Annotated in this window: 19 protein-coding genes; 11 read left to right on the forward strand and 8 right to left on the reverse strand. The window is 50.3% G+C overall.

From position 1 onward, the window contains the following. Window position 1: 1 nt before the first annotated feature. From HUK38_RS02680 to HUK38_RS02690, 3 genes are all read left to right on the forward strand, one after another. Window positions 2-238, forward strand: a complete 237-nt coding sequence (locus HUK38_RS02680; RefSeq protein ID WP_202985505.1) for a DUF2442 domain-containing protein — start codon at window positions 2-4, stop codon at window positions 236-238. Further along, window positions 213-1472, forward strand: coding sequence for an SUMF1/EgtB/PvdO family nonheme iron enzyme (locus HUK38_RS02685; RefSeq protein WP_182582264.1), 1260 nt, complete (start codon window positions 213-215; stop codon window positions 1470-1472). The genes HUK38_RS02680 and HUK38_RS02685 overlap by 26 nt, the downstream gene beginning before the upstream one ends. Window positions 1473-1602: 130 nt before the next feature. After that, on the forward strand, window positions 1603-5175 hold the full coding sequence (locus HUK38_RS02690; protein WP_182582265.1) for a type I restriction enzyme HsdR N-terminal domain-containing protein: 3573 nt from the start codon (window positions 1603-1605) through the stop codon (window positions 5173-5175). 7 nt (window positions 5176-5182) lie between these two features. Here the strand turns inward: HUK38_RS02690 and HUK38_RS02695 are convergent, their stop codons facing one another. The 7 genes from HUK38_RS02695 to aspS all read right to left on the reverse strand — a co-directional run bounded on the left by HUK38_RS02695 (window position 5183) and on the right by aspS (window position 12008). Beyond that, a complete protein-coding gene (locus tag HUK38_RS02695) occupies window positions 5183-6367 on the reverse strand; it encodes an O-succinylhomoserine sulfhydrylase (protein ID WP_182582266.1) in 1185 nt (394 codons plus the stop codon). Window positions 6368-6431: 64 nt separating this feature from the next. Beyond that, on the reverse strand, window positions 6432-6734 hold the full coding sequence (locus HUK38_RS02700) for a HigA family addiction module antitoxin (protein WP_182582267.1): 303 nt from the start codon (window positions 6732-6734) through the stop codon (window positions 6432-6434). A 207-nt stretch (window positions 6735-6941) separates the two neighbouring features. After that, window positions 6942-8474, reverse strand: a complete 1533-nt coding sequence (gene purF / locus HUK38_RS02705) for an amidophosphoribosyltransferase (RefSeq protein WP_182582269.1) — start codon at window positions 8472-8474, stop codon at window positions 6942-6944. Between the two features lie 40 nt (window positions 8475-8514). Further along, window positions 8515-9045, reverse strand: coding sequence for a CvpA family protein (locus HUK38_RS02710; RefSeq protein ID WP_238787392.1), 531 nt, complete (start codon window positions 9043-9045; stop codon window positions 8515-8517). A 17-nt stretch (window positions 9046-9062) separates the two neighbouring features. Then, window positions 9063-9638 (reverse strand): SPOR domain-containing protein, encoded by a 576-nt coding sequence (locus HUK38_RS02715; RefSeq protein WP_182582270.1) that lies wholly within the window; start codon window positions 9636-9638, stop codon window positions 9063-9065. Between the two features lie 61 nt (window positions 9639-9699). Then, window positions 9700-10227: a dihydroneopterin triphosphate diphosphatase gene (gene nudB, locus HUK38_RS02720; RefSeq protein WP_238787393.1), complete on the reverse strand. Its 528-nt coding sequence runs from the start codon at window positions 10225-10227 to the stop codon at window positions 9700-9702. A gap of 2 nt (window positions 10228-10229) precedes the next feature. Continuing rightward, complete coding sequence (gene aspS, locus HUK38_RS02725; protein WP_182582272.1) at window positions 10230-12008, reverse strand: aspartate--tRNA ligase; 1779 nt, start codon at window positions 12006-12008, stop codon at window positions 10230-10232. A 15-nt stretch (window positions 12009-12023) separates the two neighbouring features. Here aspS and HUK38_RS15325 point away from each other — a divergent pair, with 15 nt between their 5' ends. From HUK38_RS15325 to HUK38_RS02735, 3 genes are all read left to right on the forward strand, one after another. Beyond that, a complete protein-coding gene (locus HUK38_RS15325; RefSeq protein WP_275284995.1) occupies window positions 12024-12149 on the forward strand; it encodes a hypothetical protein in 126 nt (41 codons plus the stop codon). A gap of 210 nt (window positions 12150-12359) precedes the next feature. After that, entirely contained in the window at window positions 12360-14105 is a 1746-nt protein-coding gene (locus HUK38_RS02730; protein ID WP_182582273.1) for a hypothetical protein, read from the forward strand. Window positions 14106-14162: 57 nt separating this feature from the next. Beyond that, a complete protein-coding gene (locus HUK38_RS02735) occupies window positions 14163-14414 on the forward strand; it encodes a hypothetical protein (protein WP_182582275.1) in 252 nt (83 codons plus the stop codon). Between the two features lie 193 nt (window positions 14415-14607). On the opposite strand, the gene HUK38_RS02740 is transcribed toward HUK38_RS02735, so the two are convergent. Beyond that, on the reverse strand, window positions 14608-14784 hold the full coding sequence (locus tag HUK38_RS02740; RefSeq protein WP_182582276.1) for a hypothetical protein: 177 nt from the start codon (window positions 14782-14784) through the stop codon (window positions 14608-14610). A 240-nt stretch (window positions 14785-15024) separates the two neighbouring features. On the opposite strand from HUK38_RS02740, the gene HUK38_RS02745 reads away from it, so the two are divergent. The 5 genes from HUK38_RS02745 to mobB are packed head-to-tail and all read left to right on the forward strand — an operon-like array spanning window position 15025 to window position 18440. After that, the gene (locus HUK38_RS02745) at window positions 15025-15627 is read left to right on the forward strand and encodes a D-sedoheptulose-7-phosphate isomerase (RefSeq protein ID WP_182582278.1); all 603 of its coding nucleotides are present in this window, start codon (window positions 15025-15027) and stop codon (window positions 15625-15627) included. Between the two features lie 4 nt (window positions 15628-15631). Further along, window positions 15632-16273: a cob(I)yrinic acid a,c-diamide adenosyltransferase gene (cobO, locus tag HUK38_RS02750; RefSeq protein ID WP_182582280.1), complete on the forward strand. Its 642-nt coding sequence runs from the start codon at window positions 15632-15634 to the stop codon at window positions 16271-16273. 13 nt (window positions 16274-16286) lie between these two features. After that, entirely contained in the window at window positions 16287-16817 is a 531-nt protein-coding gene (gene cobU, locus HUK38_RS02755; protein ID WP_182582281.1) for a bifunctional adenosylcobinamide kinase/adenosylcobinamide-phosphate guanylyltransferase, read from the forward strand. After that, window positions 16817-17875 (forward strand): nicotinate-nucleotide--dimethylbenzimidazole phosphoribosyltransferase, encoded by a 1059-nt coding sequence (cobT, locus tag HUK38_RS02760; RefSeq protein ID WP_182582282.1) that lies wholly within the window; start codon window positions 16817-16819, stop codon window positions 17873-17875. The genes cobU and cobT overlap by 1 nt, the downstream gene beginning before the upstream one ends. Further along, complete coding sequence (mobB, locus tag HUK38_RS02765) at window positions 17829-18440, forward strand: molybdopterin-guanine dinucleotide biosynthesis protein B (protein ID WP_338065345.1); 612 nt, start codon at window positions 17829-17831, stop codon at window positions 18438-18440. The genes cobT and mobB overlap by 47 nt, the downstream gene beginning before the upstream one ends. Window positions 18441-18488 lie beyond the last annotated feature (48 nt).

Consider the following 18488-nt stretch of genomic DNA (forward strand, 5'->3'; position numbering starts at 1 on the left):
AGTGCTTAAACATCACTATCTTGGCAATTATTGCTTTAAATTATGCTTTTCCAATGGTGAACGCGGTGAATTTGACGTACGGGAATACTGCAATCATCGCTCAGGTTCATTGCTGACACCATTACAGTCAGAAGCGTATGTGCGGCGAGCTTTTATTGATGCGGGCGCTTTAGGATGGCCAAATGGTTTGGAATTATCAGCGGCGCGTTTGTATGAACTCAGCCGTGTCGCCGCCTAATAAGTATTTACCGCCCGCATTCACCATCTTTAACCCCTATTCATTCAATTTATTATCCATGACCGCCCCAACTTTATTAGCGCAATTCGCCCATTTACAAACCCTCATGCGTGATTTGGTGCAAAACGCCAATCCCGCTGATGCCACCGCCACGCCATTACCGAATCAACCATCACTCGCCTGGTATTTAGGGCGCAGCGTGTATCGTGAATTATATTGGCTGCGTGAATACCTCACCGGCGATGATGATTTAAGCGCACGAGTGCGGAGTTTATTTATTAAAGATGCGCAACCGTTGAATGAACAATTAGCCGCATTACCCCCGCCCCAGCATCTGGTGTATTGGGCAGAAGATATTCAAGATGCGCATTTGCAGCAATTAGCTACGCCCGGCGTGTTACCAGATCATCCATTATTAACCGATGACCGGTTGATTTGGTGGTTATTACAAGAACACGCGAAAGACTTTGAACGCATGATTGGTGTGCAATTCGCGCTGCAATGCCAGCGGGCATTAACCAATTATCAAGTCACCACGCCGTTAATTGCCGCCGTGCCAAATGAAATGCCCACCGCCACCATTCAAGCTGGGCATTATCGCATTGGTTCTCGCTATGAACCCGCCGCCTATGATAATGAATTGCCGCCGCAAGCGGTGGAATTAAGCGGGTTTCGCATCACGCAAACACCAATGACCAATGCCCAGTTTTTAGCCTTTATTGACGCGGGCGGGTATCAAGATGAAACGCTTTGGTCAGCACCGCCGTCATCTAATTGGCACGCGCCCTTGCATTGGCGGCGCGATTCATTGGGTAATTGGTATGGAGTGGGATTAAATGGCGCGGCCGATTTAATTGCCGACGCACCAGTAAAGGGAATTAGTCCAGCCGAAGCCAGCGCGTTCGTGCAATGGATTGGGCGGGAGTATGCCAATTACGCGGGCGCCGTGTTACCGCATGAATATCAATGGGAAGTGGCAGCGCGGCTGGGTAAATTAGAACAACTTGGGCAAGTGTGGGATTGTTGCGCGAATGAATTGCACCCGTATCCTGAATATCAACCGGTGATTGATAACCCAATTGCCGCGACGCAATTTTCTAATGGATTGCGCGTGATTCGCGGCGGTGGTTTGCATACGCAACCCTGTTTGCGGCGCGTGAGTTTGCGGCATTGGGTGGGAATAACAACCCGCGATCAGGTGATTGGATTGCGACTGGTGTTGCCGGCGGAATGAATGACTGTTTATGTGAGTGGCGTTTGATCATTTCCACGCGCCAGTGTGGGAATGCGATCTATTGTATTAAGATGCGTGACTTGATTGTTTCCGCATGTTAATAGACGATTAAATGGTGAGATGATTTGTTATGACTATTACGCTGACACAGTTATTAAAAGGCAGTGATTATACACTGACACAATTTAAGCCGGCGCAGATTGAGATGCTGGAAAGCAGTTTAATCATTAAAACCGGCGACGGTAAAGCGCCAATCGCTTATGTGACCTGTGTGGTGCGCAATAAACCCATTAAATTAACGCCTGAAGAAGTGGTGCGCCAGTTGTATTTGTTGATATTGCGGGATGAATTGGGTTATCCCGCGATGCGCATGGCGGTTGAATATGAAGTGACCTTTGGGCGGGAAAAGAAACGTGCCGATATTTGCATTTTTGATAAAGATAAACCGGAGGTGCCGTATATTTTGGTGGAAGTCAAGAAACCGAAATTGAAGGATGGCAAGGAGCAATTAAAAAGCTATTGTAATGCCACCGGTGCGCCAATGGGGGTGTGGACGAATGGTGAGCAGATTTCTTATTACCATCGTAAAGACCCGAATTATTTTGAAGATATTACTGCCATTCCAACGGCGCAGCAGAAATTATCCGATATTTTGCAAGAACGCTGGACGCTGGCGCGGCTGGTTAAAGAAGATAAGCTGGTTAATGAACGTAAATCACTTAAAGATTTAATTCTGGAAATGGAAGATGAGGTATTGGCCAATGCCGGCGTGGATGTGTTTGAAGAGTTATTCAAACTGGTATTTACTAAACTCTATGATGAATGGGAAGGCGGGCGTGATCCGAGCCGCTATTTGGTGTTCAAAAATGATGGTGATACCGAAACAGAATTAAAAGCGAAAATGCAGGCGTTGTTTGATAAGGCGAAAAAGAAATGGGCGGGGGTGTTTGGCAAGGATGTCAAAATTGATTTAGCGCCGAGTCATTTGGCAGTGTGCGTGGCGTCATTGGAAAAGGTCAAGTTATTTAACTCTAATTTAGAAGTGATTGATGAGGCGTTTGAATATCTCATTAACAAATCGAGTAAAGGCGAAAAGGGGCAGTATTTTACACCGCGCTATGTCATTGATATGTGTGTGAAAATGCTCAATCCACAGGCGCATGAGACGTTAATTGATCCCGCCGCCGGCAGTTGTGGGTTTCCCATGCACGCGACCTTTTATGTGTGGGAGCAGATTTTAGCGGCAATGGGATTAGAAAAAAGTCATTTATTCACGGCGGAACGCAAGCCGGCGCGATGTGATGATTATGTCCGCGATAAAGTGTTTGCAATTGATTTTGATGAACGGGCGGTGCGGGTCGGGCGGACGTTAAACTTAATTGCCGGTGACGGGCAGACCAATGTGTTGCATTTGAATACATTGGATTATGAACGCTGGAATGAAAAAACCACTGATCCGGCGTGGATTGATATTTATAATGATGGCTGGAGACGGTTGCGGGAGCAGCGCGTCACGGATGATGATAATCGGGATTTTCAATTCGATCTATTAATGGCCAATCCACCGTTTGCGGGTGATATTAAAGAAACGCGCATTTTGGCGAAATATGAATTGGCGCGATCTGTGACCTTGACCAAGATTGCCACTGTTAATCCGAATGATCCAAATCTCATTGATGCGACGCGGCGCTCGCCGACCTTTCCCGAAGCATTACATGCCCCGCCGGCGGCGATTTATCATTTAGCGGATGGCAGTTATCGTAAAGTGAAAATCAAGCCGCAGAATACGCTGGGGCGGGATATTTTATTTATTGAACGCAATTTGAATTGTTTGAAGCCGGGCGGGCGGATGGCGATTGTGTTGCCGCAGGGGCGGTTTAATAATGCGTCAGATCAGAGTGTGCGTGAATACATTGCGGCGCAGTGTCGTCTTTTGGCGGTGATTGGGTTGCATGGCAATGTGTTTAAGCCGCACACGGGAACAAAAACGAGTGTGTTATTGGTGCAAAAGTGGAATGATGATCCGACGGCGGGGGCGTTGTGTCCGCGTCAAGATGATTACGCGATCTTTTTTGCCACGATGCGCGAGCCGAGTAAGGATAATTCGGGGGATAAGATTTATCGGCAATTGGCAGATGGGAAGCCGTTATTAGATCAGCATGGTCATTTAATTGTGAAACATGATTTGTTTAATCACGATGGTTTGACCGAAGATGGAATTGCCGAGGCGTTTATTGAGTTTGCGAAAAAGGAGGGTTTGAGTTTTTTTGAGTTAGGCTCTTTCAATGAAGCGAAATATAACGCTTTGTTGGAAGGGCTGGAAATTAGCGAAATTAAGTTATCAGAATTATTAAACGAGAACGACATGCTTCGTATTGACGCGGAGCGGTATTCTCAACATGTTTTAAGAATGCTTAAACATCTTCGACGTGACGGGTTGCAATTGGCGGATGTTGCTTCGTCTATGCACAGACGATTTGTGCCTGCGAGTTTTGGAGATTTTCATTACATAGAAATTGGTGGAATAGGTTCTGACGGATCAATAACTAGCGAATGCGTACTACAATGCGAAGCGCCAAGTCGTGCCACTCAAATGGTCAAACAAGATGATGTCATTACGTCAAGTGTCCGACCAATTCGACGTATTACAGCACTCATTGATGAAAAACAACACCATTTTGTTTGTTCCTCTGGCTTTATAGTATTGAAAAGTAAAACCATTGCACCTGAACTACTATTTATTTATCTCCGAACAGAGCAAATCTGTAAACTGATGGATTTGCATACAACTGCCAGTATGTATCCCGCTATTTCAGAAGCCGATCTGCTGCGTTTGCCAATTCCCAAGTTTTCAAAAACATTTGAGGCGCTTATTGTTGAAAAAGTAAAACATGCTAATCAACTGCGCGATGCTGCTCTCAAACAAAACACCCAAGCCGAATCAACCCTACTCGCCGCGCTCGGTCTTAATCATTGGCAACCACCCGACGCATTAACCTACACACGCAATAGTCAGGAGGTATTCGCAGCGGGGCGATGGGATGCGGAATGCTATCAACCGAAATACGAAGATATTAAAATCAGATGCTTTGAAAATGCCGAATATGTAAAGCGGATCAAAGAAATTCAATTACACAACAGTAGAGGTTTACAGCCTGAATATGTGGAGAACGGCGAATTAAACGTAATCAACAGTGGACACATTTTAGAACATGGGCTTGATTATAAAAACTTTGAAAAAACCAGCAGTGATAATTGGGATTCAAAAGCTAAAGCCAGAGTGCAAAAACACGATATTTTGATTTATACAACGGGTGCGAATATTGGCAGAACGCAAGTTTATTTAAGTGATGAAAGAGCATTAGCCAGTAATCACGTTAACATTTTGAGAATAGAGAATGAGAATCCTGTTTATGTCGCTTTTGTTTTAAATTCAAAAATTGGACGCTTGCAAACTGAACAATTGAGCGCCGGTTCTGCACAACAGGAACTCTACCCCAAAGATATTGATAGTTTTTATGTTCCGTTTATTGATGCAGCTTCTCAAACCCAAATCGCCGATTTAATCAAACAAAGTTTTGCTTTGAAATCCCAAAGTGAACAATTATTAGAATCCGCCAAACGCGCCGTTGAAATCGCTATTGAAACTGATGAACACAGCGCGTTAGAATATTTACAACAAACACTTGCGCCCTTTAATTAAAAGTCAATTAAACACCCAACCCCCGCGCCAAATCAGCCTGAATATCCGCCACGTTTTCTAATCCCACTGCAACCCGAATTAACCCATCACTAATACCCGCCGCCGCCCGCGCCTCCGGTGTTAATCGCCCATGCGTCGTGGTAGCCGGATGCGTAATAGTCGTTTTCGTATCACCCAAATTAGCGGTAATAGACAGCATGTGCGTCGCATCAATCACCCGCCACGCCGCATCCTTTCCACCCGCCACTTCAAAAGTCACAATCCCGCCACCGGTGCGCTGTTGTTGATTATCACCAATTAAATGATGCTGCGGATGCGACGGCAACCCCGGGTAATGAACCGCTAATACGGCCGGCTGCTGTTCCAACCACTGCGCCAATTGCAAAGCCGCGGCCGAATGCGCCATCATGCGCAATTCCAATGTTTCTAATCCACTTAAAAACACCCACGCATTAAAAGGACTCATTGACGGGCCGGCCGTGCGAATCACGCCATACAATTCCTCACCCACATATTTTTTATTTCCCACCACCGCGCCACCTAAACACCGCCCGTGACCATCTAAATACTTGGTCGCCGAATGAATCACCAAATCCGCCCCCAGCGCTAATGGCTTTTGCAATGCCGGCGTACAAAAACAATTATCCACCGCTAATAAACAGCCGTGCGCATGTGCCAAATCAGCCAGCGGCGCAATTGCCATCATTTCGGTTAATGGATTCGACGGCGTTTCAATAAATAACAACCGCGTTTCCGGGCGAATTGCCGCCGCCCAAGCGTTTAAATCCGCTAATGGCACATAATCAGTCATCACACCGAATTTGGCAAAGTATTTGTCAAATAACAACGTGGTGCTACCGAATAAACTGCGCGAGGCCAAAATACGATCACCCGCTTTTAATAACCCCAATCCCATTGCCAAAATCGCCGCCATGCCCGAGGCCGTGGCAATACAACTTTCACCGCCTTCTAATACCGCGAGGCGTTGTTCAAAGGCTTGCACGGTGGGATTAGTAAAGCGCGCATAAATGTTGCCGGGCTGTTCACCTGCAAAACGAGCGGCGGCATCGGCAGCACTTTTGAATACAAAACTGGAGGTGGTAAAAATGGGTTCATTATGCTCACCTTCATAGGTACGCGGGCGACTCACGCGAATAGATTGGGTGGCAAAACTGCTGTAGTCATCATTCATTGAAATGAGTCCAAATGATAATTAGTAAAGGGATGATTGAATGGCATAACTCTAGGCGACAGGTTTAATATAAAACAAAAGGTTTAATAGAGTCTATTTCATGCTTTTCTATATTTCTCGCTTTGTATAAATCCCATCGCACTTGGAGAGTCATCCAAAAATCTTCTGAAACTCCGAAAAATCGAGATAGCCTTAGAGCAATGGCGGGATTAATACCGCGTTTTTTATTAATGATCTCATTGATTCTATAATACGGAACATGAATAGCGTCTGACAGTTGTTTTTGTGTTAGCCCCATTGGAATTAAAAACTCTTCAAGTAACATGTCTCCCGGATGGGTAGGTTCTCTATGGGTCGGAATACGCACGGCATTACTCTCTAATGGTAATCAGTGATTTCAACATCGCTTGCGCCATCGGTAGACCATTTGAAACAAATACGATATTGATTATTAATGCGCGACAAATGGCGAATATCTTCAGTAATCAGGTTTTCATCATACTGGCTTGGTTGTATGGCAGTGATTCCCTAGTTTTCATTCGTCAATCTATCGTCAGGTGTGCGGCACACCCTATTAAACAGTATTATACAAATCAATCCCACTATCATCCAGCAGGGCATCATCTGAATCAAACGCCTGCGCCTTCGCCGCATCACTCCGCGCCTGTTCTAATTGCTGCAAATACGCTTCCGTCACATCACCGGTAATATAAACACCATCAAACACTGATGTATCAAACCGATCCACCACGCTTTTCGTTTTCTTTTGCGCCGCTTGAATTAAATCGGGTAAATCTTGAAAAATGAGCCGATCACATCCTAGCGCTTGTTCAATTTCTAATTCGCTCCGCCCATGCGCAATCAATTCACTGGCAGCCGGCATATCAATTCCATACACATTCGGATAGCGCACCGGTGGTGAAGCCGACGCGAAATATACTTTACGCGCCCCGGCATCGCGTGCCATTTGAATAATTTGCCGTGACGTAGTGCCGCGCACAATCGAATCATCCACCAGCAACACGTTCTTTTTGCGGAATTCCAAATCAATCGCATTCAATTTTTGCCGCACGGATTTCTTGCGCACCTGCTGCCCGGGCATAATAAAAGTGCGCCCAATGTAGCGGTTTTTAATAAACCCTTCGGCATAGGTGACGTTTAATTGATTAGCCAATTGCAATGCGGCGGTGCGGCTGGTATCAGGAATGGGAATAACCACTTGAATATCGTGATTTGGCCAGGTGCGTTTAATTTTCGCCGCGAGTTTTTTGCCCATGCGCGACCGCGCTTTATGCACCGAGATATTATCAATAATAGAATCAGGGCGGGCGAAATAAACAAATTCAAATAAACAGGGTGATAACACCGGCTGCGCCGCGCATTGGCGGCGATAGATTTGCTCGGTATTAACGGGAATAAACACCGCTTCACCGGGTGCAATATCGGCAATAATCGTAAAGCCGACAGTATCTAATGCTACGCTCTCCGAGGCAATCATGTATTCCGTGCCATTGATCGTTTCACGGCGGCCATAAATAATTGGGCGAATACCATTGGGATCACGAAAACCGACAATCCCAAAGCCGGGAATCATAACGACCACTGCATAGCCGCCGCGACAGCGCCGATGCACGCCCGCAATGGCATTAAAAATGTCCTGCTCATCAATCCGCAGTTTATTTTGAATCTGCAATTCGTGCGCAAAGACATTGAGTAAAATTTCGGAATCAGATTGGGTATTGATATGCCGCAAATCATCGGCAAACACATCATGTTTTAATTCATCAGCATTGGTTAAATTGCCATTGTGCGCTAATACAATGCCATAGGGTGAATTAACATAAAACGGCTGCGCTTCGGCGGAACTGGATAAACCGGCAGTGGGATAACGCACATGACCAATGCCCATTTCACCGCGCAATCGCAGCATGTGCCGAGTACGAAACACATCACGCACCAAGCCAGTATCTTTGCGCATGTGCAATTTTTCATATTCACAGGTGACAATACCAGCGGCATCCTGACCGCGATGTTGAAGCATCAATAGCGCGTCATACAACGCCTGATTGACTGCACTTTTGCCGACAATACCGACGATGCCGCACATAACCTCACCTCGCAATTGAAATGCCGCGTGGTGCGCGTGATTAAAGTGATTTTAATTGAGTTGCCCAATCGGGCGGGATCATTGCCTGTAATTGACTGGCAAGGTGTTGGAAATGACCAATTAACTGCGATTGCTGCCACCAGGGGTCTTGAGTTAAGGGTGTCACAGATGCGAGGAAGACTAATAATGCACACACCACCGCCCCTCGCGCCGCGCCAAATACAAACCCTAATAAACGATCCGTGCCAGTTAAGCCAGTGCGTTCGACCAGCATGGTTAATAAATGCGCAACGATGGCGCCAATTAACAATACAGTTATCACTAATAACAGGGCGGCGATGCCAACGCGCAATGAGGGGGTGCTGACCCAATTGGTGAGTAAACCCGCGGTGGGTTGGGCGAATTGCCACGCAATGAAAATCGCTACTGCCCAAATGACCAGTGCAATGATTTCCCGAATGAACCCGCGCCCCAATCCAATGAGGGCTGACAAGAGGATGATGCCAAGTAATAAATAATCAACCCAAATCATGGTGTTTAATAAATCCTGCCGAATGGCAATGGGTGGCAATTAAAAATAACGCAATATTAGCGGTAGCGTTGCACAATTGGTTGGTCATTACTGCCAATGCGTAAATCGGCCGCCATTTGATCGGCACGAAGACGATCTATTTCAGGCCCAACCCGCACCCGGTAATAACGAGTGCCATTGACATCCACGATTTCAATAAAGGCTGGGTAGCCGCGCTGCCGCAATTCATTTTGTCGTTTTTCGGCGGCGGGCGCAGAAATCACACTCGCTACCTGCACCACCCACGACGCGCTATTACTTGGCACGGCATTTGGCCCGGTTGCGGGTGTTGATAACGGCCCGCGAGGCAAATTGGCGGTATTGACAAGCGGTGGCGCGACTTGCGTGGGTGGCGGCGAGCGGGACACAGTCCCTGGCAATAAACTTTCACCCGTGCCAGCAATGGACGGCGAGGTCGCTAAATCTAATTCAACTTCCTCGGGCGGCGGGGGAATTTCAATCGGTAAACCGAATCCCGACACCGAAGTAGCGGGCTGGTTTTCAATTAACATTGGCACGAAAATTACGACTAAAATGACGATTACCGCCACGCCGGCAAGGCGTTGTTTGGCACGTTCATCTAAACGTTTCACGGCAAATGAATCTCCCAGTCAATTGAAATAACTTGTTCATGCAATTGATGGATGCAGCGGATTAAACAGCGCTGGCAATTGGCAATGAACTGTTGACCAGCGGTGCTAATAAACGCAGCGCGGCGCGATTCGTCCAAGAGTTGGCTAATTCCAATGCACGATCAAAGCGTAACCAACGATATTCGCTATGTTCGGCTTGATTTAAGCGAATAAACCGCCGCTCTGGTAAGCAGACACCGAACCAATATTCCCGATTAAAATGATGATGCTTGGCATAGCGTTGCCGCCAGGCTTGAATAATTGGAAATAAGCGCGATTGGTGCAGGTTAATTAAATGCGCGGCGCCAAGTAATCCCGTCTCCTCGCGCAATTCACGCAGCGCGGCATGACGCGGATTTTCACCCGGGCGCAAACTGCCGGTGACAGATTGCCAAAACCGTTGCGGTTGAATACGGCGCATGAGTAAACACTCACCCGCCCGCGTGAATACCACCACTAATACGGACGCCGGACGCTTGTATTCGGGTCGAATAGTGGCGGGGGTAGTTTTCATTGGCGGTGAAATAGAATCGGTGATTAAAAAAGGCATACTCACGTCCGCGTCCGTAGCCGCAATGCTAATTCGCGCAATTGCGTTTCATTCACTTCGGACGGTGCGCCGGTTAATGGACAGGACGCGGCTTGGGTTTTCGGAAATGCCATGACTTCCCGAATAGACTGGCTGCCGGTCATTAACATCACCAGCCGATCAATGCCGAATGCAATGCCGCCATGCGGGGGGCAGCCGTATTGCAGAGCGCGTAATAAAAAGCCAAAGCGGTCTTCGGCATCTTCGGGGCTGATGTTTAATAATTCAAACACGCGGCGCTGGACCTCGGCGCGGTGAATTCGTATTGAGCCGCCGCCAATTTCGCTGCCATTTAAGACCATGTCATACGCCCGTGATAAACAACTGCCCGGGTCAGTTTCTAATCGGTCTAATTGATCGAGTTTGGGCGCGGTGAATGGATGATGCAATGCCGTCCAGCGTTTGGCGTCCTGATCGTATTCAAACATTGGGAAATCAATTACCCACAGCGGCTGCCATTCATCGGTGAATAATGCTAAATCACGCCCCAGTTTTACCCGCAATGCGCCCATTGCTTCATTCACAACTGACGCGCTATCGGCGCCGAAAAAGATTAAATCGCCATCCGTCGCACCAGTGCGCGCCATAATACCGTTAATAGTGGCATCAGGCAGGTGTTTTAAGATTGGTGATTGCAATCCGTCGCGGCCGTTATTTGCCCATTGATTGACTTTAATATAGGCTAAACCTTTGGCGCCGTAAATTGACACGAATTGCGTATATTCATCAATTGCTTTGCGCGATAATTCGCCGCCTTTAGGAACACGCAATGCAACGACGCGGCCATTGGGATTAGCGGCTGGTTCGGCAAATACGCGGAATTCAACGGTTTGCATTAAATCCGCCACGTCAATCAATTCAAGTGGAATACGCAAATCGGGGCGATCTGAGCCAAAACGCCGCATGGCTTCGCTATAAGTTAAACGCGGGAATGGATCGGGCAAGCGCACTTCTAATACCGTGTCGAATACCTGCCGAATCATGTTTTCCATTAACGTCATCAGCGCGTCTTCATTCAAGAATGAGACTTCTATATCTAATTGCGTGAATTCGGGTTGGCGGTCAGCGCGTAAATCCTCATCTCGAAAACAGCGGGCAACTTGATAATAGCGATCCATGCCCGACATCATTAACAATTGTTTAAATAACTGCGGTGATTGCGGTAAGGCGTAAAACTCGCCCGGGTGGACGCGACTGGGGACGAGATAATCTCGCGCTCCTTCGGGGGTGGAGCGGGTGAGAATCGGCGTCTCAACTTCCAAAAAGTCATGTTGATCCAAATAGTTACGCAAGGTTTTTACAATCAAACTCCGCTTGCGCAACCGCGTCTGCATCTCCGGCCGCCGCAGGTCAAGATAACGATACCGCAGCCGCACTTCCTCTGACGTGTCGCCGTGATAGTCGTCGAGTTGGAACGGTGGCGGCTCGGCGGGGTTGAGAATCGTTAACTCTAGTGCTAACAATTCGATCAAACCCGTTGATAAATCACGATTTTCTGTACCGGACGGTCGGTAGCGCACCCGGCCCCGAACTTGCAAAACGTACTCGCTGCGCGCCTGTTCGGCCTGCGCAAAGGTGGCGGGGCGGTCGGGATCGCAGACGATTTGCACCACGCCGCTGTGGTCGCGCAGGTCAATAAAGATGACGCCACCGTGATCGCGGCGGCGCTGCACCCAGCCGCACAGTGTCGTTTCGTGGTCAATCAGGCTGCTGTCGAGCAGGCCGCAAAGGTGGCTGCGCATGGGGATTCTCGTTCGGTGAAATGGTGGGGAAAGGTTGCAATTATCGCTAAAAATAACGCGCATTTGACCACGAAACAACCCGCGCTGTCTTATCACGACGGGCGGGCGGGCGATGTTGGTCACACGCGACAGTTGAAGTGACTTGTGAAAAAAGCGCAGTATTACTTGATTTTTCAACAGGTTAGACGCGATATGCGTGAGAATACATCGCTTATGTGTCAAACTGCACTCTTTTGACTTGTTTTATTTTCGCGGTAGGTTTATAAAACTCGACTATACTGCCATAAAGACTGGCGCCCAGCGGGAGCGCGGCTGCCGCTGATTCACACGCAAAAGTGCGGGGTAAACAAGATGATACGTCGGATTCTTCACTCGCTGTTACTGATCGGCTGCGCCCTACCGCTGGGGGTGAGCGCGGGACTGGTGGCGCCGGAGCCGTCCACGCCAGTCACGACCGAGTATGACTCGGGCTATGTGGCGGGGTTTTCTGACGGCAAGATCGCCGGTCACGCGGATTGCCGCTTTGATCCGGCCAGTTGTGCGATTAACTTGACTAATGTATTGCCGCCGGCGGAATACGGCGAAACTGAGCCGAATGACACGGGGATTAGTGCCGATGTCATGGCATTAGAAACCAATGTGTGGGGGCAGAGTTATAGCACCTCAGATCAGGATTGGTATTACGTCGTCACCAATGAACCGAATTATAATCTGACGCTCAATTTCGCGCTGCCGAGTTTGAATAGTAATAATTGCCAGACGCGCATTGATCCCGATTCAGGTGAATTGTCGCTGCAATGCAATTGTATTATTGAAACGCGCACCAATTTAGTGAGCGGGACGGAATACAACTATAGCCGTTGTAGTCTCGCCGGTTGGACGGTGTCTATTCGCAATGCGGCGGGGTTGACCTTGACTGAGTTTAATACCAATTTCACCTCAGTTGAACACGCCACCAGCGGTATTAGTTATCGCACCACACTCGGCATGGCGGGCATGTATTATATCGTGGTCAAGCCGGTCTTGTCCGAGTTTAATTTCCAACCCTATGTGTTAGCGGCTAAATTGGAGCCGTCACCGAATAATACGCCGAACTTTCCGGGCGGCACTTACAATGCCGAAATTGAGCCGAATAATTCACCCGCCGAGGCGACCTTTATTACACGCGGCATATCCGCGTTTGGTTTAATTAACTTGCGCTTTGATGCGACGCTGTGTACAACTGAAAGCTGTCAATATTTGCAAAACGAAGATGATTGGTTTGTTTATAATAGCCCGGGCAATGAAATTGTGCAGTTGGGCTTTTGTGATCTGGCGAATTGCACGGCGGGCGATTGGTTCGTGCAGATTTATGATGTCAATGGCATTTACGCGATTCAATGGCAGGGAATTGATCCTGATTTGGTCACGCCGTTAATGGCATTTAATACGAATACCTCAACCACCACTGATACCACTGCGACTGTCGCACCGCAAGTGTGGCAAATTGGTTTAGGTGCGCCCGGCCCGTATTACATGCGCGTTGGTCATAAACGCAAATTAGACGCCGCTTGTGTGCAATGGTCAATTGACCAGGATAATAATGGATTGCCGGAAAGCAACCAATACAATTGCGCCTGCGCCGATGGCAGCACCTCGTGCGATCTGGACGTTCTCAACCCCGGCGCGTCCTATACCGACACGGTGCAGCAGATGATTTGGCCGGTGTGTCCCAACGGCGAGGGTGGCGGCGAGGATTCGTTCTGCCCGAGCGCGTGCGTGTGCATCAACGAAGCGGACGGCTGTAGTCTGTACCAAACTGACATTGACGGCGACGGTTTGCCCGGCCCTAGCGCCGCACCGTGCCGCTGCAACCCAACCGGCGTGGCCAGTTGTGACATCAGCATCCAAAATCCCGGCACCCCAACCGTCATTGCCATTCCCGATCAAACCGTTTATCCACTCTGCCCCGACGGTAGCGGTGGCAGCGCCAGCCCGCAATGCACCGTCGGTTGTCGCTGCACCAACTACGCGGGCTTTGTTGAAATTCCCGAGAATTTTGTCACTTCCCAGTACAACTTCACCTGGAACACCACGCCATTTGGCTCGCGGCAATAGCGATCTGCGTACCGCTATTTTGTCACCAACTCCACCACATCATCGAGTAACACCGCCATGCAAAACTTCACGCCCTTCACCGCCTTCCAAACCCTCACCACCACCAATCCGGCGCCGCTGCGTCACGGTCTGAGCCTGCCCTGTCCTTCCAAACCCCTGCCGCCGGCGTGGACGGAAACCGAGCGGGCGGTGAATCGCCATCCGGACATTGTCGCCATCCGCCGTGAAGTGCTGTCCACTTTGGAGGAAGTGCTGGCGATTTTTGACGAGGAACTGGCCGGCGGTCATTCTGGCACTTTGCAATCGTGACTGGTAACGGCGTACCCGCCGACTCGAAAAAAAAGCCGCAGTGGTAGCTTTAAAACTACACCTGCGGCAAAGTGGCTTGCTGCCCAGAATTGGATTGTTGTACAAAGGCGACGCGGGCGCCCGCGCATGACTTGTTTAAATTATTGCAATTAAATCAACCATTTTCACGCTCAGGCGCGGCGTGAGCGGTGATTTAGGAATCATTAGCATTGCTGGCGGTGACTTCGCCGGCGTCAGTCTGTTGAACGTGAATGGGTTGGACGTGACGCAACTCGCTGGCGGGGCGGTTGTGACTGACCACGCCGACTAAAAACCCGCCCGACAGGACCGCAAAGAGCAACCCGCCAATTGTTAACGCATCAAAACTCATGTGTGTTTCTCCTCATCCTCGTAGTTTAACCCGGCACCTTTTGGGGCTTGGTTGCTCGACACCCTGGTCAAGTTAAGGCAAGTACCGCGCCAGCAGTGCAGATGTTTGGAAGACAGCGGGCGGCGACGTGATCGCAACTTCACTGTTTCGTTACTTAGTTATTTTCGCATACACTCATGTCGCAAGTATAACAGTAGCCGCCACTTTTAATCACCGCCTGTACTCAGTTACGATAGCCGCATGTCGGATTCAGACTTCATTCACGCCACTTTGACCGCGCACCTTGCCGTGATCCGCGATTTGGCGACCTTGACCCCGCAAATCGCGCAGATTGCCGACCAAATGTGGGCGGGATTAACCAGCGGCGGGCGCATTTTTTGGCTGGGCAACGGCGGCAGCGCGGCCGATTGTCAACATTTAGCGGCAGAATTAGTCGGGCGTTTTGCCCGCGAGCGCCCGGGGTTGGCGTCAATTGCGCTGACCACCGACACCTCGATTTTGACCTCGGTGGCGAATGATTACGGGTTTAACCAGATTTTTGCGCGGCAAGTGGCGGCGCTGTGCCGTGCCGGTGATGTGGTGATGGCGCTATCCACTTCCGGCAACAGCCCGAACGTGCTGCGGGCGCTGGAGACGGCGGCGCAGTTGGGCGTGACGCGGATTGGATTAAGCGGTGGCGACGGCGGCCAAATGCGTCAATTGTGTGACCATTGCCTCTGCGTTCCCGCGACCAATACCGCCCGCATTCAAGAAGCGCACATCGTCATTGGGCATCTGTGGTGCGATTTGTTAGAACAGCGCGCCGTGACGGTCGCTTCAGAATTCCCCCAGTTGGACAGATGATGCCATGACCAAACCGCCGTCCGATCCTGTTGATAGTGTTGACGCTGACAATGCGCCCCCGTCGCGTCACCAGCAGCGAATGCAGCGTTACAAAGCCGTCGTGGACAAACGCCTGGCGCAGGCGACCATCACTCGCGGCGTGGTGCTGGTGCTGACCGGCACTGGCAAGGGCAAGAGTTCGTCGGCATTTGGCATGGTGGCGCGGGCGCTGGGGCATGGCTTGCGCGTGGCGGTGATTCAGTTCATCAAAGGGCGAGGTGAAACGGGCGAGGAAGTATTTTTCCGCCAATCTGAGTTGGTGGCGTATCACGTCATGGGCGCGGGTTTCACTTGGGAGACGCAAGATCAGGCGCGGGATCGTGCCAGTGCCGCGGCCGCTTGGTCAGTTGCTGCTGAATATTTGCGCAATCCCGACTACGCGCTCGTCGTGTTGGATGAATTGAACATCGCGTTAAAATTGCAGTTATTACCGCTCGACGACGTGTTGACCAGTTTAGCCGCCCGTCCGCCCGCGCAACATGTCATCATCACCGGCCGCGCCGCGCCCGCCGCGTTACTCGATTACGCTGACACCGTCACCGAGATGCGCTCGGTCAAACACGCCTACGCCGCCGGCATCGCCGCGCAAATTGGGATTGAATTGTGATCGGGATTAAATTGTGACCAATCACCACGCGCTCATCCTCGGCGGCGTGCGCTCGGGCAAAAGCCGTTTTGCCGAACAGCGGGCGCTGGAGTCGGGCTTGGCGGTGCGGTATTTGGCCACGGCCACGGCGGGTGACGCGGCGATGGCAGCGCGGATTGCCGCCCATCAAGCGCGTCGCCCGGCAACGTGGCAAGTGATTGAAGAACCAATACATTTAGCCGCCGCGCTGACCGCCGCCACCAGTCCGCAGCACTGCGTGTTGGTGGAATGCCTGACGCTGTGGTTGACCAATCTGCTCTGCGCGGGTGATGAAACACAATTGCAACGTGAACTAACCGCGCTGCACGACCGCCTCCCCCACCTGCCAGGTCAGGTAATATTCGTGACCAATGAAACAAATTTAGGCATTATTCCCGCTGACGCGCTTAGTCGGCGCTACGGCGATCTTGCTGGTGAATTGCATCAGGCACTGGCCGCGCACTGCGGGCAAGTGTGGTTATGTGTTGCCGGATTACCCGTGATATTGAAAGGGAACCGTGGTTAATGAAGAGGTTGGATGATTGGTTTTACACGCCTGCCGCGCAGGTCAATTTAGACGCACAGCAGGCGGCGCTGGCGCGTCAGGCACAGTTGACCAAACCTCACGGCGCGCTGGGGCGGTTGGAAGATTTGGCGATTCAACTCGCTGGTTTGCAAGGCACAGTCACGCCCAGCGTCAAACGGGTGCGGATTGTGATTTTCGCGGCCGATCACGGCATCGCTGCCGACAATGTCTCCGCTTTCCCGCAGGAAGTGACCGCGCAAATGGTCGCCAACATGGCGCGTGGCGGGGCGGCAATTAGCGTATTAGCCCGCGCATTAGGTGCGGGAATTGAGTTAATTGTTTTGGGCAGCGTCGTACCCATTGCATCCGACCCGCGCATTCGCTCTGAAATCATTGCCCCATCAACCGCTAATTTCACTCAAAAAGCGGCAATGACCGATGCGCAATTACGCACCGCATTAGCCGTTGGCCGCGCCGCAGTTGCCCGTGCGCGTGGCGGCGGTACGCAATTATTCATTGGCGGCGAAATGGGCATTGGCAATACCACCGCCGCCGCCGCATTAGCCTGCGCGTATTTAAATGCCGATCCCGCGCAATTAGTCGGGCCGGGTACTGGAATTGATTCTGAACGCCTGGCACATAAACGGCAATTAGTCGCCCAAGCATTAGAATTACATCATCATCAATTCAAAGACCCATTCGCCACTTTAATGTGTTTAGGGGGTTTTGAAATCGCCGCCATGACCGGTGCGTACATTGCCTGCGCGCACAGCCGATTAGCCATTTTAGTCGATGGTTTTATTAGCACCGCCGCCGCCTTAGCCGCGCAACGCCTCTGCCCGGGAATTGAACACTGGATGTTTGCCGCGCACAGTTCCGCCGAACCCGGCCATCGCGCCATGACCGACGCATTAGGCTTAACTCCATTATTAGATTTAGGAATGCGTTTAGGCGAAGGCAGCGGCGCCGCATTAGCCGTGCCTATTCTGCGCCACGCCTGTTTATTACAAAGTGAAATGGCCACCTTTGCCGAAGCCGGGGTCGCGGATGGTCAATAACGCGGTCGTTCAGAGCGCCGTTTATTACCCGCCGTGCATTGGGTTCATTGCACCCAGCGGCACGGGTAAAACCACTTTATTACGCCAGTTAATTCCACTGTTAAATCAGCGCGGCCTGCGCATCGGTTATCTTAAACACGCCCATCATGTGTTTGATATTGACCAACCTGGTAAAGATAGTTATGTCATTCGTGCCGCCGGTGCCGCGCAAGTGATTATTGCTAGTGAACAGCGTTGGGTATTATTACACGAGGGCGGCGAAGCGGATTTATTACCGCTGCTGGCGCGGTTTGATTCAACCGAATTTGATTTGGTGTTAATTGAAGGATTTCACCGCGCCCATTATCCCAAAATCGCCGTGCAACGAACGCAGCATAGTCAATCAATCGCCGCCGATCACGCGCACTATTACACCGATCCTGATTTAATTGCATTAGTCAGCGACGCGCCAACTACTGACTATTCGTTGCCGCTGCTGGCGCTGAATCAACCCGCCGCATTAGCCGAGTTCATTCTCAATCACTGGACAGCGGGAAGGTTGGTTATTCACGCAACTGCTGTGTGATTATCATTCACTGCGCCGCATTCCTAAAACCCTGGTCTGATTGAAGAC

Source organism: Thiospirillum jenense, from assembly GCF_014145225.1.
Taxonomy (GTDB): Bacteria; Pseudomonadota; Gammaproteobacteria; order Chromatiales; family Chromatiaceae; genus Thiospirillum; species Thiospirillum jenense.